15 protein-coding genes are annotated in these 25960 nt (G+C 72.3%); 8 read left to right on the top strand and 7 right to left on the bottom strand.

The window, feature by feature from the left end; all coding sequences use genetic code 11:
* Window positions 1-105: 105 nt before the first annotated feature.
* Window positions 106-960 (bottom strand): ICP22 family protein, encoded by an 855-nt coding sequence (locus FH608_RS51590; protein ID WP_193318561.1) that lies wholly within the window; start codon window positions 958-960, stop codon window positions 106-108.
* 220 nt (window positions 961-1180) lie between these two features.
* Between FH608_RS51590 and FH608_RS22580 the strand changes: the two genes are divergently transcribed.
* The gene (locus FH608_RS22580) at window positions 1181-2659 is read left to right on the top strand and encodes an Nramp family divalent metal transporter (RefSeq protein WP_139632565.1); all 1479 of its coding nucleotides are present in this window, start codon (window positions 1181-1183) and stop codon (window positions 2657-2659) included.
* Window positions 2660-2687: 28 nt separating this feature from the next.
* Here FH608_RS22580 and FH608_RS22575 read toward each other — a convergent pair whose 3' ends face one another.
* A complete protein-coding gene (locus FH608_RS22575; RefSeq protein WP_139632564.1) occupies window positions 2688-3695 on the bottom strand; it encodes a sporulation protein in 1008 nt (335 codons plus the stop codon).
* Window positions 3696-3810: 115 nt separating this feature from the next.
* On the bottom strand, window positions 3811-4470 hold the full coding sequence (locus FH608_RS22570; protein ID WP_226899782.1) for a GntR family transcriptional regulator: 660 nt from the start codon (window positions 4468-4470) through the stop codon (window positions 3811-3813).
* Window positions 4471-4800: 330 nt separating this feature from the next.
* Between FH608_RS22570 and FH608_RS22565 the strand changes: the two genes are divergently transcribed.
* The 5 genes from FH608_RS22565 to FH608_RS22545 all read left to right on the top strand — a co-directional run bounded on the left by FH608_RS22565 (window position 4801) and on the right by FH608_RS22545 (window position 10351).
* The gene (locus FH608_RS22565; protein ID WP_193318560.1) at window positions 4801-6042 is read left to right on the top strand and encodes an MFS transporter; all 1242 of its coding nucleotides are present in this window, start codon (window positions 4801-4803) and stop codon (window positions 6040-6042) included.
* A gap of 12 nt (window positions 6043-6054) precedes the next feature.
* Window positions 6055-6942 carry a dihydrodipicolinate synthase family protein gene (locus FH608_RS22560; protein ID WP_226899818.1) on the top strand — a complete coding sequence of 296 codons (888 nt, stop codon included), beginning with the start codon at window positions 6055-6057 and terminating at the stop codon, window positions 6940-6942.
* Entirely contained in the window at window positions 6939-8075 is a 1137-nt protein-coding gene (locus FH608_RS22555; RefSeq protein WP_139632560.1) for a mandelate racemase/muconate lactonizing enzyme family protein, read from the top strand. Before FH608_RS22560 ends, FH608_RS22555 begins: the two co-directional genes overlap by 4 nt.
* A 140-nt stretch (window positions 8076-8215) precedes the next feature.
* The gene (locus FH608_RS22550) at window positions 8216-9604 is read left to right on the top strand and encodes a GH39 family glycosyl hydrolase (RefSeq protein WP_226899781.1); all 1389 of its coding nucleotides are present in this window, start codon (window positions 8216-8218) and stop codon (window positions 9602-9604) included.
* 111 nt (window positions 9605-9715) lie between these two features.
* Window positions 9716-10351: a TetR/AcrR family transcriptional regulator gene (locus FH608_RS22545; protein ID WP_139632559.1), complete on the top strand. Its 636-nt coding sequence runs from the start codon at window positions 9716-9718 to the stop codon at window positions 10349-10351.
* On the opposite strand, the gene FH608_RS22540 is transcribed toward FH608_RS22545, so the two are convergent.
* Genes FH608_RS22540 through FH608_RS22525 form a run of 4 tightly spaced genes read right to left on the bottom strand, consistent with a single transcriptional unit; the run spans window position 10348 to window position 16148 of the window.
* Complete coding sequence (locus FH608_RS22540; RefSeq protein WP_226899780.1) at window positions 10348-12624, bottom strand: penicillin acylase family protein; 2277 nt, start codon at window positions 12622-12624, stop codon at window positions 10348-10350. The genes FH608_RS22545 and FH608_RS22540 overlap by 4 nt on opposite strands.
* Window positions 12625-12631: 7 nt before the next feature.
* On the bottom strand, window positions 12632-14893 hold the full coding sequence (locus FH608_RS22535; RefSeq protein WP_139632558.1) for an FtsX-like permease family protein: 2262 nt from the start codon (window positions 14891-14893) through the stop codon (window positions 12632-12634).
* Entirely contained in the window at window positions 14890-15624 is a 735-nt protein-coding gene (locus tag FH608_RS22530; RefSeq protein ID WP_139632557.1) for an ABC transporter ATP-binding protein, read from the bottom strand. Before FH608_RS22530 ends, FH608_RS22535 begins: the two co-directional genes overlap by 4 nt.
* Window positions 15621-16148: a PadR family transcriptional regulator gene (locus FH608_RS22525; RefSeq protein ID WP_139632556.1), complete on the bottom strand. Its 528-nt coding sequence runs from the start codon at window positions 16146-16148 to the stop codon at window positions 15621-15623. Before FH608_RS22525 ends, FH608_RS22530 begins: the two co-directional genes overlap by 4 nt.
* 128 nt (window positions 16149-16276) lie before the next feature.
* On the opposite strand from FH608_RS22525, the gene FH608_RS52890 reads away from it, so the two are divergent.
* On the top strand, window positions 16277-24943 hold the full coding sequence (locus tag FH608_RS52890; RefSeq protein ID WP_226899779.1) for a type I polyketide synthase: 8667 nt from the start codon (window positions 16277-16279) through the stop codon (window positions 24941-24943).
* Window positions 24940-25959 (top strand): 3-oxoacyl-ACP synthase III family protein, encoded by a 1020-nt coding sequence (locus tag FH608_RS22490; RefSeq protein WP_139632555.1) that lies wholly within the window; start codon window positions 24940-24942, stop codon window positions 25957-25959. Before FH608_RS52890 ends, FH608_RS22490 begins: the two co-directional genes overlap by 4 nt.
* The last annotated feature ends 1 nt before the right edge of the window (window position 25960 follow it).

Below are 25960 nucleotides of genomic sequence, written 5' to 3'. Positions count from 1 at the left end.
TCATGAGACGCCGGATGCTGACTTCGATACAGGGGTCGTGACGTGCGGCCGGGCGTGGTCCCGGGGCACCCCGTGATGGGCCCCGGGACCGGATCGATCTAGCCGTCAGTAGCGTACGAGCCAGGGATTCGGCCCGCCGTAGCCGCGGTCGTTCCAGAGGTTGCGGGTGCCCCAGCCCCCGTCGTTCCAGCCGACACCCCAGCCGTACGGCCAGCCCCAGTGGTGGTGGTGACCGTGGTGACCGTGGCCGTTCCAGTGGTGGCTCCGGTCGGGACCCCAGGTGCCCCAGCCCTGGTCGCGGCCGTCCCAGTCGTTGTCCCGGCCGTTGTCCCAGTCGTTGTTCCAGACAGGGGCGGCGTTGTTCCAGCCGCGGTCCCAGTCGTTGTCCCACGCCTGGCGGTGCTGGTCGTCCTCGAAGCGCTCCCTGGCGAGGGCGTCCTGGTCGAATTGGTCGTAGGCGTCCTTGTTGTCGTACGCGTCCTCGGCGCCGTAAGCGTCCTCGTTGTCGTAAGCGTCCTCGTTGTCGTACGCGTCCTCGTTGTCGTACGCGTCCTCAGCGTCCTCGGCGTCGTACGCGTCCTCGTTGTCATACGCGTCCTCAGCGTCCTCGGCGTCGTACGCGTCCTCGTTGTCGTACGCGTCCTCAGCGTCCTCGGCGTCGTACGCGTCCTCGTTGTCGTACGCGTCCTCAGCGTCTTCAGCGTCGTACGCGTCCTCGGCGGCCTCGTCGGCGTGCACGTTCTTCTCGTGCTCGCGCTTGGCGCCGTTGTTCTGGTCGCAGGCGTCGGCGTCGCGCCGGTTCGCGTAAACGCCGAAGCTGTCGATCTTCAGTGTGTGCCTGATGTCGCTCAGGTTGATGTCACAGCGGTCGGCCTCGGCGGCGCTGGCCGGTGTGGCCAGTCCGACGAGGGCGGCAGCGGTGACGAGCGCACCACCAGCCGCGATGAGGTTGGCATTCATGATCTCCCCCTGTAATCACGAAGTGACGAGAGCACTACTCTACGTAGCCGAGTCCCGTATCTGGGTGTAACGGCACGCCAGTAACCTCCTGTCGCTTTGCCGGTGACCTCTGCCGTGATCTTGCTTTTGTCGGCTCTGTTGGCATTCCGGATGCAGTATGGCGATTTGGGCCTTGAAGCCGTCGCGGTTGAGGATCACGCTGGCGGCAGGAGGCAGTGACATGTCGCACCCACTCGGAGTCAGCCGACCGGATCTCGAAGTCACCGACCTGCCCACGCCGGAAGAGGTCTTCAAGGTCTCCAGGATCGGCTTCAAGGAACTGTTCAAGTACGCCGTAGGCCCGAGCCTGATCGCGCTGGGCATCTCGATCGGCAGCGGCGAGTGGCTGCTCGGCCCCCTGAATGTGGGGCAGTACGGATTCGTCGGCGTCGGCTGGGTGATCGTCGTCTCAGCGCTGCTGCAGACCTTCTACAACGTCGAGTGCTCCCGGTACGTCATCGCGACCGGGGAGACGCCGGTCGTCGGCTGGGGCCGGGTGCCGCCGGGGTGGCCCCTCTGGATCCCGCTGTCGGTGCTCATCGTGATCTTCTCGTTCATCGCGGGCGGGTGGGCCGCGTCAGCGGGCCAGGGCCTGTACGCGGTGGTCCACGGCGTCCCGCCGGCCGCCGACGACCTCGAGCCGCGCTGGTGGGCGGTCGGCCTGCTGGTGCTGGTGTTCCTCATCACCGCGGCCGCGAAGCGGGTCAGCCGCGCCCTGGAGCTCGCGAACTGGGTGCTGGTGGGCACCATCCTGGTGGCCCTGCTGGCCGTCGACCTGCTCGTGGTGCCGATCAGCCAGTGGTGGGAGGGCATCCGCGGGTTCATCACCCCGGCCGCGCCGCCCGCCGGGATCACGGCGACCCAGCTCGGCGGGCTGGCCGGGTTCACCGCGCTGGCCTCGGGCCTGAACTGGTACGTCATGGGCCACTACCGCGACAAGGGCTACGGCATGGGCCACCGCGTCGGCTACATCTCCGGCCTGCGCGGCGGGCGGAACGAGATCCGTTTCAGCGGCGTGACGTTCCCCGACGACGAGCGCAACCGGAGCCTGTGGCGGCGGTGGTACCGGCTGCTCATGGTCGACATGTGGGGCGTGTTCTTCGTCGGCGCCATCCTCGGCATGCTGCTGCCCACGATCCTCATGGCGCAGGCCGTCACGATGTCCGGCGAGAAGCCCACGCGGGCGAACGTGCCGACGTTCGTCGCGAGCGCGCTCGGCGACGAGTACGGGCGGGTCAGCTTCTACATCGCGCTGGTGGTCGGCGTGCTGGTCCTCTTCTCCACGCAGCTCGGCATCTTCGAGGCGATGGTGCGCGTGACGACGGACGCGGTCAACGCCAGCAGCCCCCGCCTGCGGGCCCTGATCGAGGGGGACCCGCGGCGGTTCTACTACCCGTTCATGATCGTGCTGCTGGTCGTCATCTCGATCATCATCTTCCAGTCGCTGCCGGTCGGCCTGGTGGAGTGGTCGGCCAACATGTCGAACCTGGGCGCGCTGATCTATCCGTTCCTGCTCATGTACCTGAACAGCAAACTGCCGCGCCCGGCCCGCCCGCGCCCGTGGCACTACGTCATCCTCGTCCTCAACTTCCTGTTCTTCGGCTTCTTCTTCGTCAACTTCATCGCCGACTTCGTCGGGGATCCGCTGGTGACGTTCTGACCGATCGGGGCGGCGCGCCCCTGGCGGATCACCAGTCGTCGCCCCCTTCGTCCTCGAAGAACTCCTCGACCACTTCCTCGACGACCTCTCCCGCCACGAGGCCGCCCACGACGCCCGCGGCGCCGGCGGCGGCCACCGTCCCCCACCCGGGGCCGCCGTGGTGCCCGCCATGGTGGCCGCCGTGGTGACCCTCGTGGTGCTCGTCGTAGTGCCCGCCGTGGTGACCGCCGTGGTGACCCTCGTAGTGGCCGCCGTGGTGGGCGGGCCCGTGCTGGGCCAGGCCGTCCAGCCAGCGGCCCAGCTCCGCCTGCCAGTCGGTGACCAGCGCGTCCTGGTGGCTGACGTGGAAGCGGCCGATGGCGTCGCTCGACGAGTAGCGCCCGGTCCGCTTGTCGGCCTCCAGCACCACCTGCAGCCCGGCGGGATCGGCGACGAAGGTCACCTCGACCTCGCCCACGAGCCCCGCGTACCGGCCGGACGGGTAGAACTCGATCTCCTGGTAGAACGGCAGCTCCTGGTGCACGCCGTACAGGTGGCCCGCCTCCAGGTCGGCCGACCTGAAGGCGAACCCGAGTCCCAGGAACGCCTCCAGGATGCGCAGCTGCGAGGGCAGCGGCTCGATCGCCAGCATGTCGAGGTCGCCCTTGTCGACGGCCTTGGCGATGGCGAGCTCGGTGCGCACCCCCACCGCCATCCCGGTCAGCGGCTGCCCGCCGATCTGGCTGACGGGTGCCTCCCACGGCACCGGCAGCTCGAAGGCGGTGACGCGCTCCTCCCCCTGGCGGAGCGTGAACGGCCCGGACACCCGGGCGCGGGCGAACTCGCCGAGCCCGTCGTGCTCGCCGTCGCCGTGCTCGATCTCCACCCTGGCCACCAGGCCGAGCGTGATGTGCTCGATCTCGGCGTCGAAGTCGCCGCCCTTGAGCCGTACCTCGCCCCGGATCGTCCCGCCCGGCTGGGTCACCGGCGTGGACAGGACGGTGTCCACCGAGGGCGCGCCGACGCCGAAAGCACCCAGCATGCGTTTGAAGACCACGGCTCTGTTCTCCCTGTCGAAGATCGGTTGTGTGCCGGTGGCCTAACGATCAGCTCCCCGGCCCGAGTTCCGGACGCCCGACAAGGAGAGCGGATCGTCCGGATTCGTCCGGGAATCACGTGGGGGCGCCGCCGGACATGACGCGTTCGAGGAAGCTGCAGATGTGGTCGCGCAGCAGGCCGGCGGCCTCGTCGTGCGAGCCCGCCTGCGCGGCGCGCAGGATGTCGCGGTGCTCGTCGGCCTCCCGCTCCCAGGTGGCCGCGCGGCTCCACGCCGCCGCCGAGATGAGCGCGGTCTGGTCGCGCAGCGAGTCGAGGCTGGAGACCAGCAGCGGGTTGCCGCAGCCGGCGTAGAGGGCACGGTGGAAGTCGCGGTTGGCCAGGCTGCGATCGGCCCGGTCGGCGGAGGCGTCGGCGCGGCGCAGCGCCTCGGCGGCCGGCGTCAGGTCCGCGCCGCGCCGCACCGTACGCGAGACGGCCTCGGGCTCCAGCAGCAGGCGCAGGTCGTAGACGGACTCCACGAGCGCGGTGTCGACCGTGCGCACCGACGCGCCCTTGTACTCGCTCATGGTGACCAGCCCGGCGCCCGCGAGCGTCTTCAGCGCCTCGCGTACGGGCGTCTTCGACACGCCGAGCTGCTGGGCCAGATCGGTCTCGACCAGGGGCTGGCCCGGCTGGAGTGCCCCGGTGAGTATCGCGTGCTTGATCGCCTCCAGGACGACCGTGCCCCGCGAGGACATGGTCGCGGGCTGCGCGCCGAAGATGCTTGTCGCCACGGAAGATATCTTACATCGCATCTCGTATATGACCGGAATTTCGGTTACAGTCGCGTCAATTACGGTTCACGAAGGGAGATTCGCACCAGAGAGCCGTCCGGTGTGACCCGCGGACACGGGCCACACCGTTGATGACGGCTCACCACGCACCGGACCGGGCGGAACACCGGACGGCGCCGTTGCCGCGGCGCCTCCCGGGAACGCGATCCGGCGGTCCCGCGTGGCCACTGCACTGACCTGCAGCATGGAGCTCGAATGCAGTCTAACTCCGCCATACCCGCCCCGGCCGTGCCCGCGACAGCGCGACCCGCACGGTCCCGATTCCGCTGGATGATCATCACGCTCTCGGGCCTCGGGCTCGCGATCGCCTACCTCGACCGGTCCAGCCTCAGCGTCGCCAGCACCTACATGCAGCAGGAGCTGGGGTTCGACCAGACCATGAAAGGGGTCCTGCTCTCCTCGTTCTTCTGGACCTACGCCATCTTCCAGCTGCCGTCCGGCTGGCTGCTCGACAAGTTCGGTCCGCGTGTCGTCTACCCGATCGCCGTCGTGTGGTGGTCGCTCTGGACCGCGGCCACCGCGCTGGCCCGCGGCTTCGGCACGCTGATGGTGTGCCGGCTCGGTCTCGGCATCGGCGAGGCGCCCGTACAGCCGGCGAACATCAAGGTGGTCGCCGCCTGGTTCCCGCGCAGGGAACGCGCGCTCGCCTCCAGTCTGTTCGACACCGGCCAGCAGATCGGCGTCGCCCTGTCCGTACCCGTGGTGTCGGCCCTGATCGCGGCCTTCGGCTGGCGGGCGGCGTTCGTCGTGATCGGCGTGATCGGCCTGTTCTGGGTGATCGGCTGGCTGATGATCTACCGCTCGCCGCAGGAGCATGCCCGCGTCTCCCAGGCCGAGCTCGACTACATCGAGGGCGGCGACGCGGCCGTGCCCGAGAGCGGGCCGAAGGTGGGCTGGCCGGCGCTGCTCCGCCATCCCACCGTGTGGTGGCTGGTGATCGGCTACATCTGCCGCTCGGCCACCGGCGCGTTCTTCCTGACCTGGTATCCGAGCTATCTCGTGGAGGCGCGCGGGTTCACCATCCTGGAGCTCGGCGTGTTCGGCTCGATCCCGGCCGTGCTGGGAGTGTTCGCCACGATCGCGGGCGGCGCGTTCTCCGACTGGCTCGTGCGCCGCGGCGTCCCCATCGCCCGCGCCCGCAAGATCCCCATCATCACCGGCATGCTGCTGGCCTCCACGATCGCGCTCACCACGTTCGTGCCCGGCGACGTGGCCGTGATGGTGCTGCTGTCGGTGAGCAACTGCGCCCACTCCTTCGCCGGCGCAGCGATTCTGAGCCTGCCGGCCGAGGTGGCGCCGGCGCCGTCGGTGGTCGGCTCGGTCGCGGGCTTCCAGAACTTCGGCTCGCAGATCGGCAGCATCATCAGCCCGATCCTCATCGGGTTCTTCCTGACCCTGAGCGGCAACTCCTACACGGGGCCGATGCTCTTCGCCGGGGCCATGGCCATCCTCGGCACGCTGATCTACGGATTCCTGGTGAAGATCCGTCCGCTGAACGAAAGCAGAGGTTGATCCTTGCGTACTGTGCTGAATGACGTCGTGGCCGTCACGGTGACGCCCTTCGACGCCGGCGGCGCCGTAGATCTCGACGCCAACGCCAAGCTCGTGCGCAGGCTGGTCGCGGCGGGCGTGAACGTGATCACGCCCAATGGCAACACCGGAGAGTTCTACGCGCTCAGCCCCGCCGAGCGGCGGCAGGTGCTGGAGTCCACCGTGGCGGCCGCCGGTGACGGCGTCACCGTGGTGGCGGGCGTCGGGCTGGACGCGGTCTCGGCCGTGGAGTCCGCCCGGCACGCCCGCGACGTGGGCGCGCGCATGGTGATGGTGCACCAGCCCGTGCACCCGTACGTGTCGGGCGAGGGCTGGGTGGCCTACCACCGCGAGATCGCCGACGCCGTGCCCGAGCTGGGCGTGGTCCCCTACATCCGCAGCGCGCGGGTCACCGGGGCCGAGGTGCGGCGGCTGGGTGAGCAGTGCCCGAACGTGCTCGGGGTCAAGTACGCCGTGCCCGACCCGGTGCGTTTCGCCTCGGTCGCCAGGGACGCCGGGCTCGACCGGTTCGCCTGGTTGTGCGGGCTGGCGGAGCCGTACACGCCGTCGTACTGGGCGGTCGGGGCGCGCGGGTTCACCTCGGGCCTGGTCACCGCGGCGCCCTCGCTGACGCTGCGGATGCGTGACGCGCTGCGCGCGGGCGACTATCCCGCGGCGATGCGGGTGTGGGAGGCGATCAGGCGGTTCGAGGAACTGCGCGGCGCGGACGCCTCGGCCGACAACGTGTCGGTCGTCAAGGAGGCGCTGGCCCAGCTCGGGCTCTGCCGCCGCGACGTCCGGCCGCCGAGCCGGGCGCTGCCCGAGACCGTACGCGAGGAGGTGGCCGCGATCCTGGCCGCCTGGCAGGGAGAAGAAGCATGAAGATCACCGCGTTGCGGACGTACATGCAGCGGGTCGGGAACCGGCCTCGGCTGCTGGTGAAGATCGAGACCGACGAGGGCGTGTCCGGCTGGGGCGAGGCCTACAACCACGGGCCTGACCACGCGCTGCCGCCGGTGCTCGAGTACATGTTCCGGCAGATCGAGGGGGTGGATCCGCGGCGGGTCGAGTACGTGGTGCGCCGGCTGATCCAGGAGGCCCGCTTCCCGCCGGGCGCGCTCGGGCTGGCGGCCATCGCGGCCATCGACCAGGCATTGTGGGACATCTCGGGCAAGGCCGCCGGGCTGCCGGTCTACATGCTGCTCGGCGGCAACGTGCGTGACCGCGTCCCCGTCTACTGCGGCGTCTACACCGCGCCCGACCCGTCCGTCTGCCGCGACCTCACGCAAGAGATGAACGACCGGTACGGCTTCACCGCCTTCAAGCTCAGCCCGTACCGGCGCGATCTGTACGCGGGCCGGTGGGGCAACGTGTGCGCGGAGGCGGCCGAGTACTTCGCCGAGATCCGCTCGATCAGCCCGCCGGAGTGGCAGTTCGCCTTCGAGGCGCACGCCCGCATCTTCGAGCCGCGCCAGGCCATCCAGCTGGGCAACGCGCTGGCGCCGTACGACCCGCTGTGGTTCGAGGAGCCGATCAGGCCCGAGTACATCCCGGCGTGGGGGCACCTGCGCTCCCAGCTCGACGTGCCGCTGGCCACCGGGGAGTCGCTGTTCCTGCCGCAGGACTTCCTGGCGCTGCTGACGGCCGGCGGCGCGGACATCGTCCAGCCGGACGTGTGCGTGGTCGGCGGGCTGGCGCAGATGCGCAGGATCGCCGCCATCGCCGAGGCGCACTACGCGAGCGTGGCCCCGCACAACCCGATGGGGCCGCTCGCGACCGCGGTCAACGTGCACTTCGCCGCCACGCATCACGGTCTGAAGCTGCTGGAGTACAAGCCGGACGAGACGACCTGGTGCCCGGACCCGTACCTGCCGGTGGACGGCCACCTGGAGCTGCGGCCGGACCGGCCGGGCTGGGGCGTGGAGATCGACGAGTCGGCCCTGCGCACCGACGACTACGTGCATTGGGAGCGGGTCCTGCCCATCCGCCCCGACGGCTCCACCGGCTACGTCTGAGACGTCGCGCCCGCGCCACCTCGTAAACATAACGATTGGCTGTGAACTCGCTGTGAACCCCGCTTCCGATATGCCCCTTGAGCGCGACCCATGGAACGCTCAAGGCGGCATCAGGACGTCGAGGATCGGGTGAGATACGGGTGGCAACGACAGACGGGGGATCGATCCGGCGGCGGTTCGGCAGGGCCGCCGCCATGGCGGCGGCCGTTGCGCTGGTCGTGACGGGCTGTTCCTTCGCCGATCCGGCGGAGCAGGGGACGACCGGGGCTCAGCAGGTCGAGCCGCCGAGCTCACCGGCGGCGTCGCAGCAGGCCGGCGAGAAGCCGGAGCAGCCGCCGAAGGTGGACGCGGGCTGGCCGCGGTGGGGCTTCACCCACACGGGCGTCAGCGCCAACAACGTCACCAGGGAGTTCGAGCTCGACGTCGCCAGGTCGCTGGCGCAGACGCCGATGGTGCAGAACCAGCACATCATGGGCTTCGGCGCGCTCAACCCCGAGCCGTACCCGGGGCAGTACTACTGGGAGGACCTCGACAGCCGGCTGAACCTCATGAAGGAGTCCGGCGCCGTCCCCGTCATCACGCTGTGCTGCGCCCCCGACTGGATGAAGGGCGGCCCCGAGGGCCCCACCGAGGAGTCGGCCTGGGACGAGCACCTGGAGGACGCCCCGTACCCCGACCACTTCGACGACTTCGCCAAGCTCGCGGCGGCCGTCGCGACGCGCTACAGCGACGTCAAGTACTTCATGGTGTGGAACGAGTTCAAGGGCTTCTGGCGCGACCACTCCAAGCCCGCCGACTACAAGGGCTACACCGAGCTGTACAACAAGGTGTACGACGCGGTGAAGAAGGCCCGTCCCGACGCGAAGATCGGCGGCCCGTACATCGGCTTCGACAGCAACCGCGACGGTGACTCCGAGCTGCGCGGCCCGTGGGGCGTCGTCAACCAGAACGTCCTGGACGCCTTCACCTACTGGTTCGAGCACAAGAAGGGCGCCGACTTCGTGGTCGTCGACGGCGCCTCCCCCACCGACGCGCACGAGCTGCTGCCCGACGAGTTCGGGGCGCTGGAGAAGTTCGGCGCGGTCACCAAGTGGCTGCGCGACAAGGTCGGCGACCTGCCGGTCTGGTGGTCGGAGTGGTACTTCGTGCCGGAGGACGGCTCCACCACGTGGCCCGAGCCGAAGCGGCTGGCCGTACAGGCCGCCTCCATGATCGAGTTCGCGCGCAGCGGCGCCGCGACGGCGCTGTACTGGAACCCGCAGACCAAGGACGGCGACTGCCAGGGCTGCCTGTGGGACCCGCGCAGCGGCGCCCCGATGGCGACCGGGCAGCTGGTGGCCAACTTCGTCAAGTGGTTCCCCGCGGGCGCCCAGCTGGAGCAGGTCACCTCGTCGGACGCCAAGGTGAAGGTGCTGGCGCAGCCGGAGCAGCTGCTGCTGGTCAACACGGCGGACGCCGCGGTCACCACGACCGTGGACGGCAAGGAGTACGCGCTCCAGCCGTACGAGATCAAGTGGACGGGCCGCTGACGCCGGCCGGTGGGTGAGGGGCTCCACGCGCTCCTCACCCCGTGACAGTTTTACCGATGCTTGTCAATCATGTGATGGGCTGCGCGGCGTTCCCGATCTAAGGTCGCGTGCATGGGGGTTCCAGGAGGCGGCGAGCGCGAGGCGATCCTGCGGTCGGCGATGAGACTGTTCGCCGCGCTCGGGTACGACGGGACGTCCCTCGACCAGATCGCCGACACCGCCGGCGTGGAGACAACGGCGATCGGTGGGCACTTCGGCACCAAGCGGGAGCTCTACCTGGCGGTCATGGACGAGGCGAACCGCGTCATCGGGACCGTCATGGACAGCCGGGCGGCCGAGCTGCGGGACGCGCCGCCCGAGCGGCGGCCGGAGGCCCTGCGGCGCTACATCGACGACCACATCGACGTGTGCGCCAAGTATCCGCAGATCCCGGCGCTGTGGATGCATCGCTGGCTGGCGGACGCCACCGACATCGACCTGGACCCGGTGAGCACCCGTGTCATGATCCAGCACTCGGTCGACAGCGTCGACCTGCTGGCCCGGCCGGCGGGCGCCGATGCTCGGCTCGTCATGTACATGCTGTTCTGGTGCATCAACGGGTTCTCGCTCGGCGGCGTGCTCGACGACGCGGGGCGGCGACGGCACGCCGACGACCCCGAGATGCTGGACCGCTTCCGCGCGCACATGCACCAGGTGCTCGGCCGGGTCCTGCGCCTGCCCGACGACGGCCCCGGCCCGCTCCCCTAACCCCGGAGGGTCGTGGTCGTCAGCCGCGGATCGGCCTTGATCTCGGCCTCGGTGAACCGCTCGGTCACCCACTGCCCGCGGGAGAACAGCACGGTCTGGTCGGCGTGATGCGGCGAGGCCGGGTTGGCCGACAGCGAATAGGTGAGCACGGTCCGCCCGCGCGGGCCCCGCGGCGTGAGCTCGACGGCCATCATGAAGCTGGAGCCGGTGTCGACCTCCGGGTAGCGGCCGTCGGCGCCGAGCGGGCCCCGCATGCGGACGCGGTCGAAGCAGCCCTCGCCTTCCGTGCAGCCCGGCAGCGGCACCGAACCGTAGCGCTGGGCCTGCGCCGGTGTCAGCGTGTACGGGATGCGGTTGTCCTGGAAGAACTGCACGGCGTCGGCCAGCGCGAGCGACACCACCGGCTGGTTCCTGTCGAGCCCGCGCGGCGTGGTCAGGGGCCGCTCCGGGTCGAACTTCACCCGCCACCAGATGTTCGGCTGGGGCTCGCCCTCCGGGGACGGCCGGTCGAGCCCCGTGAAGAACTCGCGCCACAGCACGGCGCCCTCGCTGTCGAGCCGCGCGTGCGCGTCCCAGCGCGCCAGCACCTTACAGGCGGGGCGCACCTTGACGCGCCTGCCGTCGGAGGCGGTCAGCACGGGCTCGGCCCGGCAGAGCGCCATGAGGTCCGCGCGGGCGATCTCGGCGCTCAGGTTGCGCTTGCCGGTCGCCGTGGACTGCAGCTTCTCCAGCGTGAACGGCCGGTTGGCGTCGATCATGTCGAGGCCGACCCGGGTGCGCAGGTCCAGCTGCTTGCGGACGTTGCCGTAGATGCGCGGGTAGTCGCTGAGCGGGGCCTCCGGGTTGGTCAGCCAGGGGCTGGCGTTGGCGTTGGCCACGTAGTCGGCGCGGATCATCCGGGGCTGGCGGGCGGGGCCGAAGATGCCGGGCTCGACGGCGTCAGGGTCGCTGCCCCACAGGCACGCCGACGTGGAGCCGTCCAGCACGTACGCCTCCCCCATCGTCTGCTTGACGCAGCGCTCGGCCTGGGCGTCGGTGACGTGCGGCACGGCCGAGGCGTCGGCGAAGTACGCCGTGCCGGCCACGTCGGTGGCCAGCGTGTAGACGAACGGCATGCCCTGGTAGGTCTCCTGCGCCTCGCGCAGCCCCGCGACGTCGCGGGCCGCCGCCATGGCCAGCCATTCGTCGGCGAAGCGCAGGTTCGCGGCGTTGACGTCGGCCAGCGCGAACGCCGACTCGTCCGACCAGCCCTCGGCCAGCACCGGGCCGTAGCGCGAGGTGTAGAGCGTGCGGGTGACCACGGAGTCCCGCGTGGTGACCGTCACCTCCTGCCGGCCCATCGGCTCGGCCCGGCCGTCGACCAGGTAGCTGGTGCGGTCGCCCTTCACCAGGTCGAGCTTGAAGAGGGTGAAGCGCTGGGCGTGGGAGACCGTGTGGGTCCAGGCCAGGCTCGCGTTGTGGCCGATCTGGACGAGCGGGGTGCCGTACAGGCTGCCGCCGGACACGTCGAGCACCCCGGGGATGGTCAGCTGCACCTGGTAGAAGCGGCGGATGCCGTTCCACGGGAAGTGCGGGTCGGCCAGCAGCATGCCGTGGCCGCTCCGGGTGGCCTCGCGGCCCAGCGCCCAGCCGTTGCTGCCGGGGGCGGGCCCGCGCTCCTGCTCGTCGCCCTCCTCCGCCCCGACGATGGCCTCCTTGAACTGGGAGCTGCCGGCCAGCTGGCCGAGATCGAGCAGGTTCATCCAGACGTCGGTGGCGGTGATGGGGCCGACCCAGTCCTTGCCCCGGCAGGTCGGGTCGGGCAGCCTGTCCACGCCCGTGTCGCCGAGGTAGCGGTTGTAGCCGGCGACGTAGCCGTCCACCAGCGCGCGCAGCTCCTTGGACGGGCCGTGCGGGGCGGTGCCGGCGAGCACGCGCCGCAGGACGCCCGAGGCGTGGATGCTCTTGTAGTAGACGTCGCTGACGAGGTTCGGGGCGGGTCTGGCGGGGTCGTCGGACATCGCCTCCGGGCCGAAGTAGCGCGAGCGCTCGCCGCGCAGGGTGATCGCCCACGAGGCCATGACGCACAGGTTGTCCTGGGCGAAGGCGTACCCGTAGCCGTAACCGAGGCTTCCGTGGTCCTTGGCCAGGATGTGCGGGATGCCGTACTCGGTGCGCCGGATGTCGGCGGCGTAGCGCCCGTCCGGCGCGGCCACGGCGCCGTGGTGCTGGACGTGCGCGGGCACGTACGTGGAGGCCGCCATTAAGAGGGCGGCCAGGATTTTCGTGATCATCCCAGTCCTATTCGAATCGCACGTTCTCTGGCGTGGTCATGCGCTTGAGCAGCGGCAGCGCGGCCGCGATGACGAGCAGGGCGGCGACCAGGCCGCCCCCGACGGTCAGGAAGTAGGCCGGGCCAGGCACGGCGACCGGCGCGCTCGCGATGGCGAGCTGGTCGACCAGCGGCCCGGCGACGCCCAGCCCGGCGCCGGCGGCGAGCACGGCGGCCACGCTCATGGGCACCGCCGTCTCCAGCAGCACCACCGCGGAGAGCGTGCGCGCCGGCGTGCCGCTCAGCCGCAGCAGCGTGAACGGCTGCCGGCGCTCCACCAGCCCGCCGGCGACCGCGACCAGCAGGCCGCAGCCCGCCACGAGCAGGGTCAGCACGACGATGGCCAGCGCGACGCGCTCCACCGCGTCCAGCAGGACCTCCCTGACCTGGGCGACCTCGGCGAACGTCATCGGCGTCTCCCGGCTGCCCGACGCCGCCAGGTATGTGGTCAGCAGGGTGCGGACCCGTTCCCGTGCCGCCGGATCGGGCGCGCTGACCAGCACGCCCGTCAGGCCCAGGTCGGTGACGGCATAGGAGACGGCCGGGTTCCTCCCGTCGATGATCGGCAGGGACCGGCCGACCGTCAGCATGTTGTCGCTGGTCAGCAACCGCATGAAGTAGCCCGCCACCGCGCCGCCCGCCGGGCATCTCCCGAGCACCGGGAAGGCCGCCAGGCGGTCGCACTCGACGACGGCGCGCAGCGTGAAGGGCGGCTTGCACCCGACTCCGAAGTCGCAGTCCGGCAGGCGCTCCGGCATGGCGGGAATGTCGCGCTCCGGCCTGGCGTACACCGGCAGCACGGTCCCCGGTGCCACGCCGTCCAGCCGGTCGAGCAGCTCCGCGCTCTTCGCGGGGGACAAGGTCTGCCCGAACGAGGCGCGTACGACCTCGTTCAGCGCGCCGCCGCCGGCCGACCGCTGCCCTGTGACCACGGCGGGCACGATCCCCGCGACCGCCGTGCCGATGAAGACGGCCAGCACGATCCCGTTCACCGAGCGGAAGGCCGCCTTCGGATGGGCGGCCAGGCGCTGGGCGGCCAGCAGCGTCGCCGCCCCGCGCGCTCGGCGGGCGGCCAGCCGGGCCGCCAGCATCGTCAGCCAGGGCCCTGCCACGACCAGCCCGACCATGATGAGCACCAGGGCGACGTCGCCGAGCACGGCGTCGGGACCGCGGCCTTCTCCCCAGAACACCGGCCCGGCGTACATGCCGAGGCCGATCGCCAGCGGGAGCACCCGCCACCACCCCGGCGCGGACGCCCGCACCTTGCGTGCCACGCCCAGCGGGGTGACGCGCACCCGCCGCAGCGACCACAGCCCGGCGCCGACCGCGGCCAGCGGCACGCCCACCAGCACGGCCGCGTACTGGAGCCCGTCGGGGGCGACGGTCTCGGGGAAGAACCGGGAGCCGATGATCGCGACGTCCGCGACGGCCGGGCGTACCCACTGGAAGAGCGCCACGCCGGCCAGCGCGCCGAGCAGGGCGCCGAGCGCGGCGTCCACGGACGCGATCACGTTGATCTGCCGGGACGTGGCTCCCACCAGCCGGATGGCGGCGAACCGCTCCTCGCGGCGGGTGGCGGCCAGCCGGGTGGCCGTCCCGATGAAGATCAGCAGCGGGACGAGCAGGCCGACCGCGGCGATGCCGAACCCGTGCTGGTAGAGCGCCGTGGTGTCGTCGGCGACCGGCCCGGTGGCGACGGTGTCGACCGCGACTGTTCCGCCCATGGCGGCGACCTCGTCCGGCGTCCGGCCGATGACGATCACCAGGTCGTCGGGGCCGGACAGCGCGGCGGGGCCGACGAGCCCGGCCTCCGTCCCGGGGAACCGGTCGGCCAGCTGGTCGCGCGGCACCGTGTCCAGCAGGCCGGCCAGGGCGGGCGAGGCGTAGTAGCGGCCGGCGGCGGGCAGGGCAGGGACGCCGGGCAGGGCAGGGGTCTTGGGGCCGAGCACCGCCACGTCCAGGCGCTTGATGGCGCGGCCCGCGTACGAGTCCTTGTGGTAGTTCCACAGCGCCGTGTTCGGGGTGGCGCCCAGCACCCAGCCGCCCGGCGCCGAACCGGTCGTGCACTCCCAGCACGGGCGCTCCCCTGCGGCCCGGAAGGCGTTGAACAGCGACAGCGTGGCCAGAAGCACCACGACACCGGCCGCGACAGCGGTCATGACCAGCGCCAGCCGGGCGATGGCGGCCCTGCCGCCGCGCAGCGACAGGCGCGCCCCGAGCCAGATCGTCATCGAGAGACCCCGATGGCGTACGGATCGGTGACCCGGCCGTCGCGCACGACCACCTCCCGGTCGGCGCTGGCGGCCACCCGGGCGTCGTGGGTCACCACGATCACCGTGGCGCCCTCCTGGCGGGCCTGGCCGACCAGCAGGTCCATGACCTTCTCGCCGGTGAGCGAGTCGAGCGCGCCGGTCGGCTCGTCAGCGAAGATGATCTTGGGTTCCATCACCAGTGCCCTGGCGATCGCCACCCGCTGCGCCTGGCCGCCGGACAGCTCCCCTGTGCGCCGGTCGCGCAGCTCCCCCAGCTCCAGCCGCTCCAGCCAGGACAGCGCCCGCCGGTAGGCCTGCCGCCGCCTGACCCGGCCGAGCAGCAGCGGCAGGGCGACGTTGTCGGCCGCGGTCAGCTCGGGCACCAGCTGGCCGAACTGGAAGACGAAGCCGAAGGCGGTGCGCCGCAGCTCCGAGCGCTCGGCGTCCTTCAGCGTGTCGAGCCGCCGGCCGTCGAACCACACTTCGCCCGCGTCGGGGGTGAAGATGCCGGCCAGGCAGTGCAGCAGCGTGGACTTCCCCGATCCGCTCGGCCCCATGATCGCCAGGATCTCCTTGGGCCGCACCGACACGGACGCCTCGCGCAGCGCGGGCGTGCGGCCGTAGGAGCGGCTGATCGCCCGCGCCTCGATCAGGGGGCCCGGCGCGGGCTCGATCAGCGATGCCGGCACCGGCGCGTCGTTGAGGGTCATGCCGGGCGCACCGTTTCCGCCAGCGCGGTCAGGCGGGCCGAGGTCGCGTCGATCCACCGCAGGTCGGCCTCCAGGTGGAACATCCCGTGGTCGGCCAGCAACATGTCGACCAGCTCGCCACCGCGCCTGATCTCCGCCAGCTCGCGCATGCGCCGCATGTGGGTGGCGCGCTGGGCGTCGAGATAGCCGGCCGCGTCGTGGCCCAGCATCAGCGCCAGCACGACCTTGGTGAACAGCACCGTCTGCAGGTACGGCTCCGCCGCGACCGGCTCGGCCAGCCACGCCTCGACCTCCTGCCTGCCGCGGGGGGTGATGGCGTAGCGCTTGCGGTCGGGACCGGCGCCCGGCTCGCTCTGCCCCGCGCTCACCTTGCCGTCCCTGGCGAGGCGGCCGAGCGTGGCGTAGACCTGGCCGAACGGCAGGGGCTTGCCCCGGCCGAAGTAGGTGTCGTAGTCGCGCTTCAGGTCATAGCCGTAGCTCGGTTCGCGGTCGAGCAGGCCCAGGAGGGCCAGGGGAACGCTCATGCCCGCGACTATACATCAGCGGTATATACGCGATGTATAGATGCAGGGAATATCCAATGGACACGCTGAGTAGCGAGTCGTTTACCATTTGTTGGGACGCCTTTGGTGTGCGAGCAGAAGGGTGACGGATGCGCGCAGGCGAGGAAGACAACGGCCGGGCGGCGACGGCGGCGTGGGGAGGGCGGGCCGTGGCGGTCGTGGGCGCGGCCTGCCGACTCCCCGGCGGCATCAGGGATCTGGAGGGGCTCTGGCGGGCCCTGATGCGCGGCGACGACCTGGTCGGCACGCTGCCGCCCGACCGGTTCGAGGCCGAGCGGTACGTCGACGAGAGCATCCCGAGGCCCAATCGGAGCTACACCCGGGCCGGTGGCTTCCTCGACGACATCGCCGGCTTCGACGCCGCCTACTTCGGGATCTCGCCGAAGGAGGCCGCCTCGATGGACCCTCAGCAGCGGCTGATGCTGGAGATGGCGGCCGACGCGTTCGACGACGCCGGCATCGACGCGGCACGCCTGGCGGGCGGCGGCACCGGCGTGTTCGTCGGGGTGTCCGATCCCTCCTACGGCGTCCTCCAGGGCATGGAGCCCGGCTCCGTCGGCCCGTACACGATGTCGGGGTCGGCGCTGTCGATCGTGGCCAACCGGCTCTCGCACGCCTTCGACCTGCGCGGGCCGAGCATGGCGATCGACACCGCGTGCTCGTCCGCGCTGCAGGCGGTCGAGCGGGCCTGCCGGGCGCTGGCCGAGGGCTCCTGCCGGGTGGCGCTCGCGGGCGGGGTCAACGTGCTGCTCAACCCCATGTCCTTCGTCGGGTTCAGCCAGGCGTCGATGCTGTCGCCGACGGGGCGGTGCCGCGCCTTCTCCGCCGACGCCGACGGGTTCGTGCGCGCCGAGGGCGGCGGCGTGGTCGTGCTCAAGAGGCTGGCCGACGCGCTCGCCGACGGCGACCGGGTGCACGGCGTCATCGTGGGCGCCGCCGCCAACAACGACGGCCGCACCAGCGGGCTGGCGCTGCCCAACGCCGAGGCGCAGGAGGCGCTGCTGCGGCAGGTGTACGCCGAAGCCGGCATAGACCCGGACGAGGTGGCGTACGTCGAGGCGCACGGCACCGGCACCCAGGCGGGCGACCCGGCCGAATGCCAGGCGCTGGGGCGCGCGCTCGGCACGCGCCGGGCGGGCGGCGCGCTGCCGATCGGGTCGGTCAAGTCCAACCTCGGGCACCTGGAGCCGGCCTCCGGCATGCCGGGGCTGTTCAAGGCGCTGCTGGTGCTCCGGCACCGGACGATCCCCGCCACGCTGCACGCCGCCACGCTCAACCCGGCCATCGACTTCGACGGGCTCGGCCTCAGCGTCGTGACCCGGCCCCGGGCACTGCCCGAGATGGGCGGGCGGGTTGTGGCGGGGGTCAACTCGTTCGGGTTCGGCGGCGCGAACGTGCACGTGGCCCTGACCGCTCCGCCCGTCGCCACGTCACCTCCATCGTCCGGGCGAGGCTCCAAGCCCGTCGCCGCCGCCCAGCCGACTGAGCCAGCTGAGCCACCGGGGTCGAGGGGGTCCGCCGGGTCGTCGGGGTCCGCGGGGGTGGCGGGGTCGGCGGAGACGGCGGCAACGGGATCGGCGGGGAAGCTGCCGTTCGTGGTGTCGGCACGCAGCCCGGCCGCGCTCGCCGAGGCCGTCGCACGGGCGGTCGCGCACCTGGAGTCGGTGGACGAAGGGGACTTCTACGACGTGGCGTACACGGCGAGCCGGCGACGCGCCCTTCACCGGCACCGCGCCGTGGTGCTGGCCGGGTCCGCGGCTGAGGCGGCCCTCAGCCTGGCGAGCCTGCGCACCGCTCCGGACCAGGCGACCACCGCCTCCAACAACCAGACCACCCTGCACCAGGCCACCGCCACTTCCAACAACCAGACCGCCCTGCACCAGGCCACCGCTACCTCCAACGGCCAGACCGCCCTGCACCAGGCCACCGCTACCTCCAACGGCCAGACCGCCCTGCACCAGGCCACCGCTACCTCCAACGGCCAGACCGCCTCCCACCAGGGCACCACCGCCTCCGATGCCCGGATCGTCCCGAACCCGCAGCAGCCCGACGCCTCCGGCAGCCGAACGACGCTGGACCGGGCCGTTGCGGGCGCCCATCCCCCTCAGACAGCCGACGTCCCCACCGGACGGGCGGACCCCTGCACGGCACCACCGGACACGGCAACCGACGGGCTTGTCACGAAGATCCCCGAAGCCGGAGCCGCGGGAACATCCTCCCGAGGCGGCACACATCCCGCTCCCTACCGCGCCGGCGTGTCCGAAGCAGTGACCGGGGAGGCGGTGGAGCGGGGCCGGGTGGCGCTGGTGTTCTGCGGCAACGGGTCGCAGTGGGCCGGGATGGGCGCCGACCTGCTCACCGACCGGACGTTCCGGACGGTCGTCGAGACGCTGGACGCCGAGCTGAAGCCCAGGCTGGGCTGGTCGGTGCTGGAGGAGTTGGCACTGCCGGCGGACCGATGGCGGCTGTCGGCGACCGAGATCGCCCAGCCCCTGCTGTTCGCCGTACAGGCCGGCCTGGTGGACATGCTCGCCGCGGCGGGCGTGCGGCCAGGCGCGGTGCTGGGCCACAGCGTGGGCGAGGTGGCCGCCGCGTACGCCGCCGGCGCGCTGTCACTGCGCCAGGCGGCCCAGGTGATCGCCGAACGCGGCCGGGCGCAGTCGGTGACACGCGGTCAGGGCCGGATGGCCGCGATCGGGTTGCCGGAGACGGCTGCCAGGGAGGCCCTTGCCGCCCACCCGCAGCTGGAGATCGCGGCCGTGAACTCCGGCCGGGACGTCACCGTCGCGGGGCCGCGCGAGTCCCTGAAGCTGCTGGGCGAGGACCTGGTCGCGCGCAAGGTGTTCTTCCGCGAGCTGGACGTGGACCACCCCTTCCACAGCGCCGCCATGGACCCCATACGCGAGCCGCTGTGCGAGGCGCTGGCCGACCTGCGGCCGTCGCGGGCACGGATCCCGATGGTGTCCACGGTGACGGGCGACGCCCTGGGCGGGGAGGAGCTGGACGCGACGTACTGGTGGCACAACGTACGCCGTCCTGTGCGGTTCGCGGCGGCGGTGGAGCGGGTGCTCGCCGACGGGTTCGACGTTCTGGTGGAGGTGGGCCCGCACCCGGTGCTGCAGTCCTACCTGCGCCGGGTCTCGGGCGCGGCCCGCGTACGCACGGCCGTTGTCCCCACGCTGCGACGCCCGAAGCGAAGCGGCGAGCCGGCAGCGGCGCCGACCACGGCGAAGAGCACGAGACCGGCAGCCGCCGCGGCGACGAGCGCTGGGCCTCTCGAAACCGCCACAGCGACGAACACCAAACGTCCCACAACCACCACAGCAACGAACGCGGAAGGTCCCGCAACCACCACAGCGACAAACACGGAAGGTCCCGCAACCACCACGGTCACGAACGCCGAGCCCGGAATCACCGCCGTCCGGCGGGCGGTCACCCAGATCATCGCCGCCGGCGGGGAGATCGGCTGGGACCGCTACTTCCCCCGCCGCGGCGAGGTGCGCACGCTGCCGCCGTATCCCTGGCAGCGGCAGCGGCACTGGACCGGCGACCCGCTGGCCTGGGCGCACACGCTCAGCGACCCGGCGATCCAGCATCCGCTGCTCGGCCAGCGGCTGCCGACGCTCGCCCCTGCCTGGTACGGAGAGATCGACCACGTACGCCTGCCCTGGGTCTACGACCACCGGGCGGGAGGGGCGGCGGTGATGCCCGCGACCGGCTACGTGGAGATGGCCCTGGCCGCCGGCCGGCTGGCGATGCCGGAGGCCGCCGAGGCGGTCGAAGTCGACCAGGTCGCCATCAGCCGCGCCCTGGTGGTGCCGCCGCCGAGCGCGGAGCCGGTGTGCGTGCAGACATCCCTGTCCCCGGGGACGGGCATGATCACGGTGGCCAGCACCACGCTGCGGGGGCAGCATCCCCGCGAGCACTTCCGGGCCCGGGTACGCCCGCTGCTGCGCCAGGCCCCGCCACCACTTGACGTGGCGGGCCTGCGTGCCCGCATCGGCACGCCCGTGGACGTGCAGGCGCACTACGCCAGGGCCGCCGAGGGCCGCATGGTGTGGGGGCCGGCGTTCCAGCGGTTGACCGATCTGCGGGCGGGCGAGGGCGAGATCCTGGCGGCGTACACCTGCCCCGACCAGCGCGACGAGCGCTACCAGTCGCATCCGGTGGTGCTGGACTGCGCGCTGCAGGCGGGGGTGGTGTGGCTGGTGGAGGCGCTGCGGTCGGGCACCGGCTACATGCCCGCGGCGATCGGGTCAGTGCGGCTGTGGGCGAGGCCTGATGCGGAGGGTCTCGTCCACGTACGGGAACGGTCCAGCAGCGTCGAGGAGGTCTGCTGGGACATCACGGTGGCTCGCCCTGACGGCCGGGTGGTCGCCGAGATGGAGGGGGTCCGCCTGCGCCGCATGCCCGGCGTGCACGCCACGCCGGTCAGCCGCTACCACGTCGAACTGCGCGCGGCGCCCCGGCCGGGCGAGCCGGTAGGCCCGTGGCCGGTGTCCGACCCTGCGCATCTTCTCGCCGCGGCGGCCGACCGGCTCGCCGCCGTACGCGCGGCCTGGCGGGAGCTCGGCTACCCGGCGTACGCGGCGCAGCTGGAGAAGACGTACGCCCAGGCGCTGGCCACCGCACTCACCGAACTGACCAGGCCAATCGACACCACCACGCTCGCCGAGCCGGCGGATTCGGAAGGGCCTGTCCCGGGCGCGTCCGCCACGGGCGGGCCCATCGCAGGCGCGTCGGCCACAGGTGGGTCCACCCTGAGCGGGTCCGCCACAGGTGGGCCTGTCGCAGGCGCGTCCGGCACGGGTGGGGCCGCCCTGAGCGGGTCCGCCGCCGGTCCCGCGCGCCGCCTCACCGCCGATGCGCTGTTCGCCGCGTGCGCGCAACCGCATCACCGTCGCATGCTGCGGGCGGCGCTGCCCTTGCTGGAGCGGCACGGGCTGCTGGAACATCCGGGCGAGCGGGAGATCCGCCTCGTGCCGCCCGCGGCCGACCCGGCCGAGTCACTGCGCGAGCTCGTCGTCGCGGGCACCTCGTTCACCGCGCAGACCGCTCTGGCGGTGCGGGCCTGCATGCGCCTGCCCGAGCTGTTGCGCGGCGAGCTCACGGCGGCCGACGTGCTGACGTCCGGCGGCGCCGGGGAGCTGCTCGACCAGGTGCGCGACATCGGGCCGGTCAGCCTGTTCGGCAACCGGATCGCCCGGGCCCTCGTGGAGCAGGTCGTCCGCGAGTGGCCGGCCGACCGGCCGCTGCGCATCCTGGAGGCGGGCGCCGGGACGGGCGGCACCACGGCGTCGCTGCTGCCGGTCCTGCCGCCCGACCGCACCCGTTACACGATCACCGACGCCACGGAACCGGCGCTGGCCCGGCTGCGGCAGCGCTTCTCCGAGGCGGATTTCGTCGAGTACGCGCTGCTCGACCTCAACGGCGACCTGGCCGGGCAGGGGCATTCCCCGGGCGGCCATGACCTGGTGGTGGCGGCCGGCTGCCTGCACCTGGCACGAGACCTGACCGCCGCGCTGCGCGGGCTGGCCACGCTGCTCGCACCCGGCGGCAAGCTGCTGGTCGTCGAGCCGCACCGGATGGAGCCCCTGCTGCCGTTCCTCGGCCCTCCGCCGGAGTTCTGGGATTTCGGCGACCTCGACGTGCGGCCGCACTCGCCGCTGCTGTCACGGCAGAGATGGCCGCAACTGCTGGCCCAGACCGGCTATACCGACATCGTCCAGGCCAAGGCTGAGGAGGAGCCGGACGCGGGTGACTTCTCGGTGATGCTCGCCACCGCCCCCGCCACGGTCCCCGCCCCCGCTCCCGCCCTCACAACGGTCACGAGCACCACCACCGCAATCGACCCCAGCCCCAGCACCGCCACTGCCACGGCTCTGGACGCTGGCCCCACCACCATCACCGCCGTCGGCGTCGGCCCCGGTGCCGGCGGCACTTCCAGTGCCCTCAGCATCGGCCGCCGCCCCGTCGACGTGGTCACCGAGGAGGCGCCACTGGGTGTCGCGGCCGGTGGCGCGTGGATCGTCGCGGGTGAGGACGCCAGCGATCCGCTTCCCTCCGCACTTGCCTCGCTGCTTGAGGGACAGGGTGCCCACGTGAGCCTGTCACCGCTCGGCGACGATCCGGGTCGCTGGACCGCCTGGATGTCTCCCGAGACCGAGACCGTGACGCTCGTCATCGTCCTCGGCGACACCTCCGACACGGAACCATCCGACGCAGGGGCGGAGGCGGTCGTCGAGCAGATCACTCGGCGGGCCGCTGCGTTGCGCGCGATCGCGCTGGCCTGCGAGCAGCTGCCCCCGGACCGACGGATCGTCCTGTGGCTGGTGAGCCGTCCCTGTGGTGCGCTCCCCGAGCCCGGTCTCGCGGAGGGCGGTCCCGTCCATCCGCAGGACGCGGCCACCTGGGGGACGGTGCGGTCTCTGGGCAACGAGCAGCCCCGGATCGAGGCGCGGCGGCTGTGCCTGCACCGCAGTGACGACCACGGGCACGACGCGGCGCGGGTGGCGGCCGAGTTGCTGACCCCCGGTGCCGAGGACGAGATCCTGCTCACCCGGCGGGGCCGTTTCACGCCGCGCCTGGTCGCGACGGAGGAGAACGCCGTTCCGGTGCCCGAGGAACCGGGCGCCTTCCGCCTCGCCGTGTCCGATCCCGGCCTGTCGTACGGCCTGGCCTGGGAGCGGGTGGACATGCCCGTGCCGGGTCCGGGCCAGGCTTTGGTGGAGGTACGGGCGATCGGGCTGAACTACCGCGACGTGATGTTCGCGGTGGACCTGCTGCCGTCCGAAGCGGTCGAGGCGGTGTTCGGCGGCCATGCGCTGGGCCTGGAGTGCGCCGGGACCGTGGTGGCCGTCGGGCCGGGCGTCACCCGGCTCGGACCCGGCGACCGGGTGATGGCGGCGGGGCCGGTCGGGTTCGGGAGCCATGCCGTGGTCGAGGAGTGGGCGGCCGCCCGCATCCCCGAGGGGCGTACCTTCGCGGAGGCCGCCACCCTGCCCATGGCCCTGGTGACCGTCCACCACTCGCTGCACCACTGCGCGCGCGTCAAGGCGGGCGAGACCGTGCTGGTGCACGGCGGCGCGGGCGGGGTGGGGCTGGCGGCGCTCGAATACGCGCGGTTCGCCGGCGCACGGGTGATCGCCACGGCCGGCAGTCCCGCCAAGCGCGATCTGCTGCGCTCGCTCGGCGCCGATCACGTGCTGGACTCGCGCAGCCTGCACTTCGCCGACCAGGTCAGGGAGCTGACGGCGGGCCGTGGCGTGGACGTCGTGCTCAACTCGCTGGCGGGCGAGGCCATCAGCCGCGGCCTGGAGTGCCTGCGGCACGGCGGCCGGTTCGTGGAGCTGGGCAAGCGCGACATCTTCGAGAGCGGGCAGCTGCCGATGCGTCCGTTCGGCGACAACATCTCGTTCTTCGGCGTGGACGTCGGCACGCTGATGTGGAAGGACCCGGCGCTGGCGGCCGAGCACGTGGAGGCCCTTCCCCGCATGGGGGATTTCCGCCCGCTGCCGCACACGGTCTATCCCGCCGAGCGGGTCGCCGACGCCTTCGCCCTGATGCGGCATTCCCGGCATATCGGGAAAGTGGTCGTCTCTCTCGATCCTCGTGAAGAGCCGGTCATGGTACGGCGGCGACCGGCACGCCACCGCCCGAGTTCCGACGGGACCTATCTGGTCACCGGCGGCCTGACCGGGTTCGGCGCGGCGACCGCGCGCCATCTGGCCCGGGCCGGGGTCCGCCGGTTGGCGCTCGTCGGCCGCCGCGGCGCCGCCACCCCCGAGGCGCCCGCGCTGCTGGAGGAGCTGAAGTGCCTCGGGGCGGAGGCCCGCGTGTACGCCGCCGACGCCGCCGACCGCGACGCCATGCGCGCGATCCTGCGCGAGCTGGACGCGGACGGCCACCCGGTACGCGGCGTCGTCCACGCCGCCATGCACCTCGACGACGCCGCGCTCGTCGACCTGTCCGACGACCGGATCCGGGCGGTGCTGCGCCCCAAGGTCGCCGGCGCCCTGGTCCTGGACGAGCTCACCGCCGGCCTGCCCCTGGAGGCGTTCGTCCTCTACTCGTCCCTGACCACGATCGGCAACATCGGCCAGTCCCCGTACGTGTCGGCGAACCTGTTCCTGGAGGCGCTGGCCCGCCGGCGGAGGGCGCGGGGCCGGCCGGCACTGGCGGTCTGCCTCGGCGCGCTCGCCGGAACCGGCGTCCTGGCGCACGGCACGCAGGCGGAGGCGCTGGCCAGGCTCGGCATCGAGTCCATCACCACGGACCGCGCGCTGGCGGCCGTGGACGACATGCTCGGCGAGGGAGCCGACGTGGCGATGGTGGGCCGCTGCGACTGGGCCCGGATGCGGCAGATGCTGCCCGGCCTGCGGCGGCCGTGGCTGTCGGCGGTGCTGCCGCCCGGCGCGGACCACGACCTCGACGTCGGCGACCTGCTGGCGACGCTGGCGGCGATGAGCGACGAGGAGGCGCACCGGCACGTGGCCGAGCAGCTCACCGCGCTGCTGTCCACCGTGCTGCTCACCCCCGCCGCGGAGATCGACCCCGATCGGCGGCTCGACGAGTACGGCCTCGACTCGCTCATGGCCACCGAACTGCTGCTGTCCGTACGGCACCAGTTCGGCGTGGACATCCCGCCCATGGAGCTGATCCGCGGCGCCGGCACGGTCACCGACATCGCCCGTACGGTGCTCGTCCACCTCGGGCTGCAGACCTCGCGCCCGGTAGCAGGAAAGGACGTCCGATGAGCGCCGTCCACACCCGGCTGGCCGGCGTCGCCGCCCACCTGCCGGAGACCACGATGACCACGGCGGAGCTGGAGGACCGGCTCGCCGAGCGCAACCCCGGGCTGGAGCTGCCCCGCGGGGTCATCCACGGAGGCAGCGGGGTGCGGCGCCGGCACATCGCCCCGCCGCACGAGAAGCCGTCCGACCTGGCCGTCCACGCCGCCCGCCGCCTGCTGTCCAATTCCGGCATGCAGGCGCGTGATCTCGACCTGATCGTCTACGCCGGCGTGACGCCCGACCTGATCGAGCCCGCCACCGCGCACGTCGTCGCCGCCAAGCTCGGCGCCGCCTGCCCGGTGTTCGACGTACGCAACGCCTGCAACAGCGTGCTGAACGCCATCCAGGTGGCCGACGCGCTCATCACCTCCGGACAGCACCGACGGGTCCTGGTCTGCTGCGGCGAGGTGGGCACCGCGTTCATGCCGTGGACGCTGTCGGGAGCCGACGAGTTCTTCGCGATCGCCGCCGCCTACACCGTCTCCGACGCCGGGGCCGCCCTGCTGCTGGAGCCCGCGCCGACCCAGGGGGTGCTCGGCCACCGGTTCACCGCCCACTCGGCCGGGTGGGACGCGGCCACCGTACAGATCTCCGACATGACCACCGATCCCGCGGCCGCCTGGCCGGTCATCCGGCCGCTCACCGTCGACGCCGTCAAGCTCGCGCGCAGCATCGAGCAGGCCGGCTTCGCCGTGTTCCGCGAGCCGCTCGCCGAGCTCGGCCTGACCTGGGACGACTTCGCGGCCGTCTGCGTGCACCAGGCGTCGCTGCCGGCGCTGTGGAAGTTCTGCGAGCACACCGGGATCCCGCCGGGCAAGGTCGTGGTCACCATCGCCCAGCACGGCAACCTCATCACGGCCACGCTGCCCGTCCAGCTCGCCCAGGCGGTCGCGGCCGGACGGGTACGGCGGGGCGACCTGATCGCCCTGGTGGGACTGGCCAGCGGCTTCAGCGCCGGCATCGTCGTGGTGCGGTGGTGAC

Origin of the sequence: Nonomuraea phyllanthi, assembly GCF_006334985.2 — a bacterium.
Lineage (GTDB): Bacteria > Actinomycetota > Actinomycetes > Streptosporangiales > Streptosporangiaceae > Nonomuraea > Nonomuraea phyllanthi.
Note: the sequence above shows the minus strand (reverse complement) of the source record. Positions and strands in the feature narration are given on the sequence as shown.

Bases quoted from the DNA above. Each gene is read 5' to 3' on its own strand.
- FH608_RS51590 (WP_193318561.1), bottom strand. From the start codon at position 960: ATGAATGCCAACCTCATCGCGGCTGGTGGTGCGCTCGTCACCGCTGCC.
- FH608_RS22580 (WP_139632565.1), top strand. From the start codon at position 1,181: ATGTCGCACCCACTCGGAGTCAGCCGACCGGATCTCGAAGTCACCGAC.
- FH608_RS22565 (WP_193318560.1), top strand. From the start codon at position 4,801: ATGATCATCACGCTCTCGGGCCTCGGGCTCGCGATCGCCTACCTCGAC.
- FH608_RS22555 (WP_139632560.1), top strand. From the start codon at position 6,939: ATGAAGATCACCGCGTTGCGGACGTACATGCAGCGGGTCGGGAACCGG.
- FH608_RS22545 (WP_139632559.1), top strand. From the start codon at position 9,716: ATGGGGGTTCCAGGAGGCGGCGAGCGCGAGGCGATCCTGCGGTCGGCG.
- FH608_RS22540 (WP_226899780.1), bottom strand. From the start codon at position 12,624: ATGATCACGAAAATCCTGGCCGCCCTCTTAATGGCGGCCTCCACGTAC.
- FH608_RS22535 (WP_139632558.1), bottom strand. From the start codon at position 14,893: ATGACGATCTGGCTCGGGGCGCGCCTGTCGCTGCGCGGCGGCAGGGCC.
- FH608_RS22530 (WP_139632557.1), bottom strand. From the start codon at position 15,624: ATGACCCTCAACGACGCGCCGGTGCCGGCATCGCTGATCGAGCCCGCG.
- FH608_RS22525 (WP_139632556.1), bottom strand. From the start codon at position 16,148: ATGAGCGTTCCCCTGGCCCTCCTGGGCCTGCTCGACCGCGAACCGAGC.
- FH608_RS52890 (WP_226899779.1), top strand. From the start codon at position 16,277: ATGCGCGCAGGCGAGGAAGACAACGGCCGGGCGGCGACGGCGGCGTGG.
- FH608_RS22490 (WP_139632555.1), top strand. From the start codon at position 24,940: ATGAGCGCCGTCCACACCCGGCTGGCCGGCGTCGCCGCCCACCTGCCG.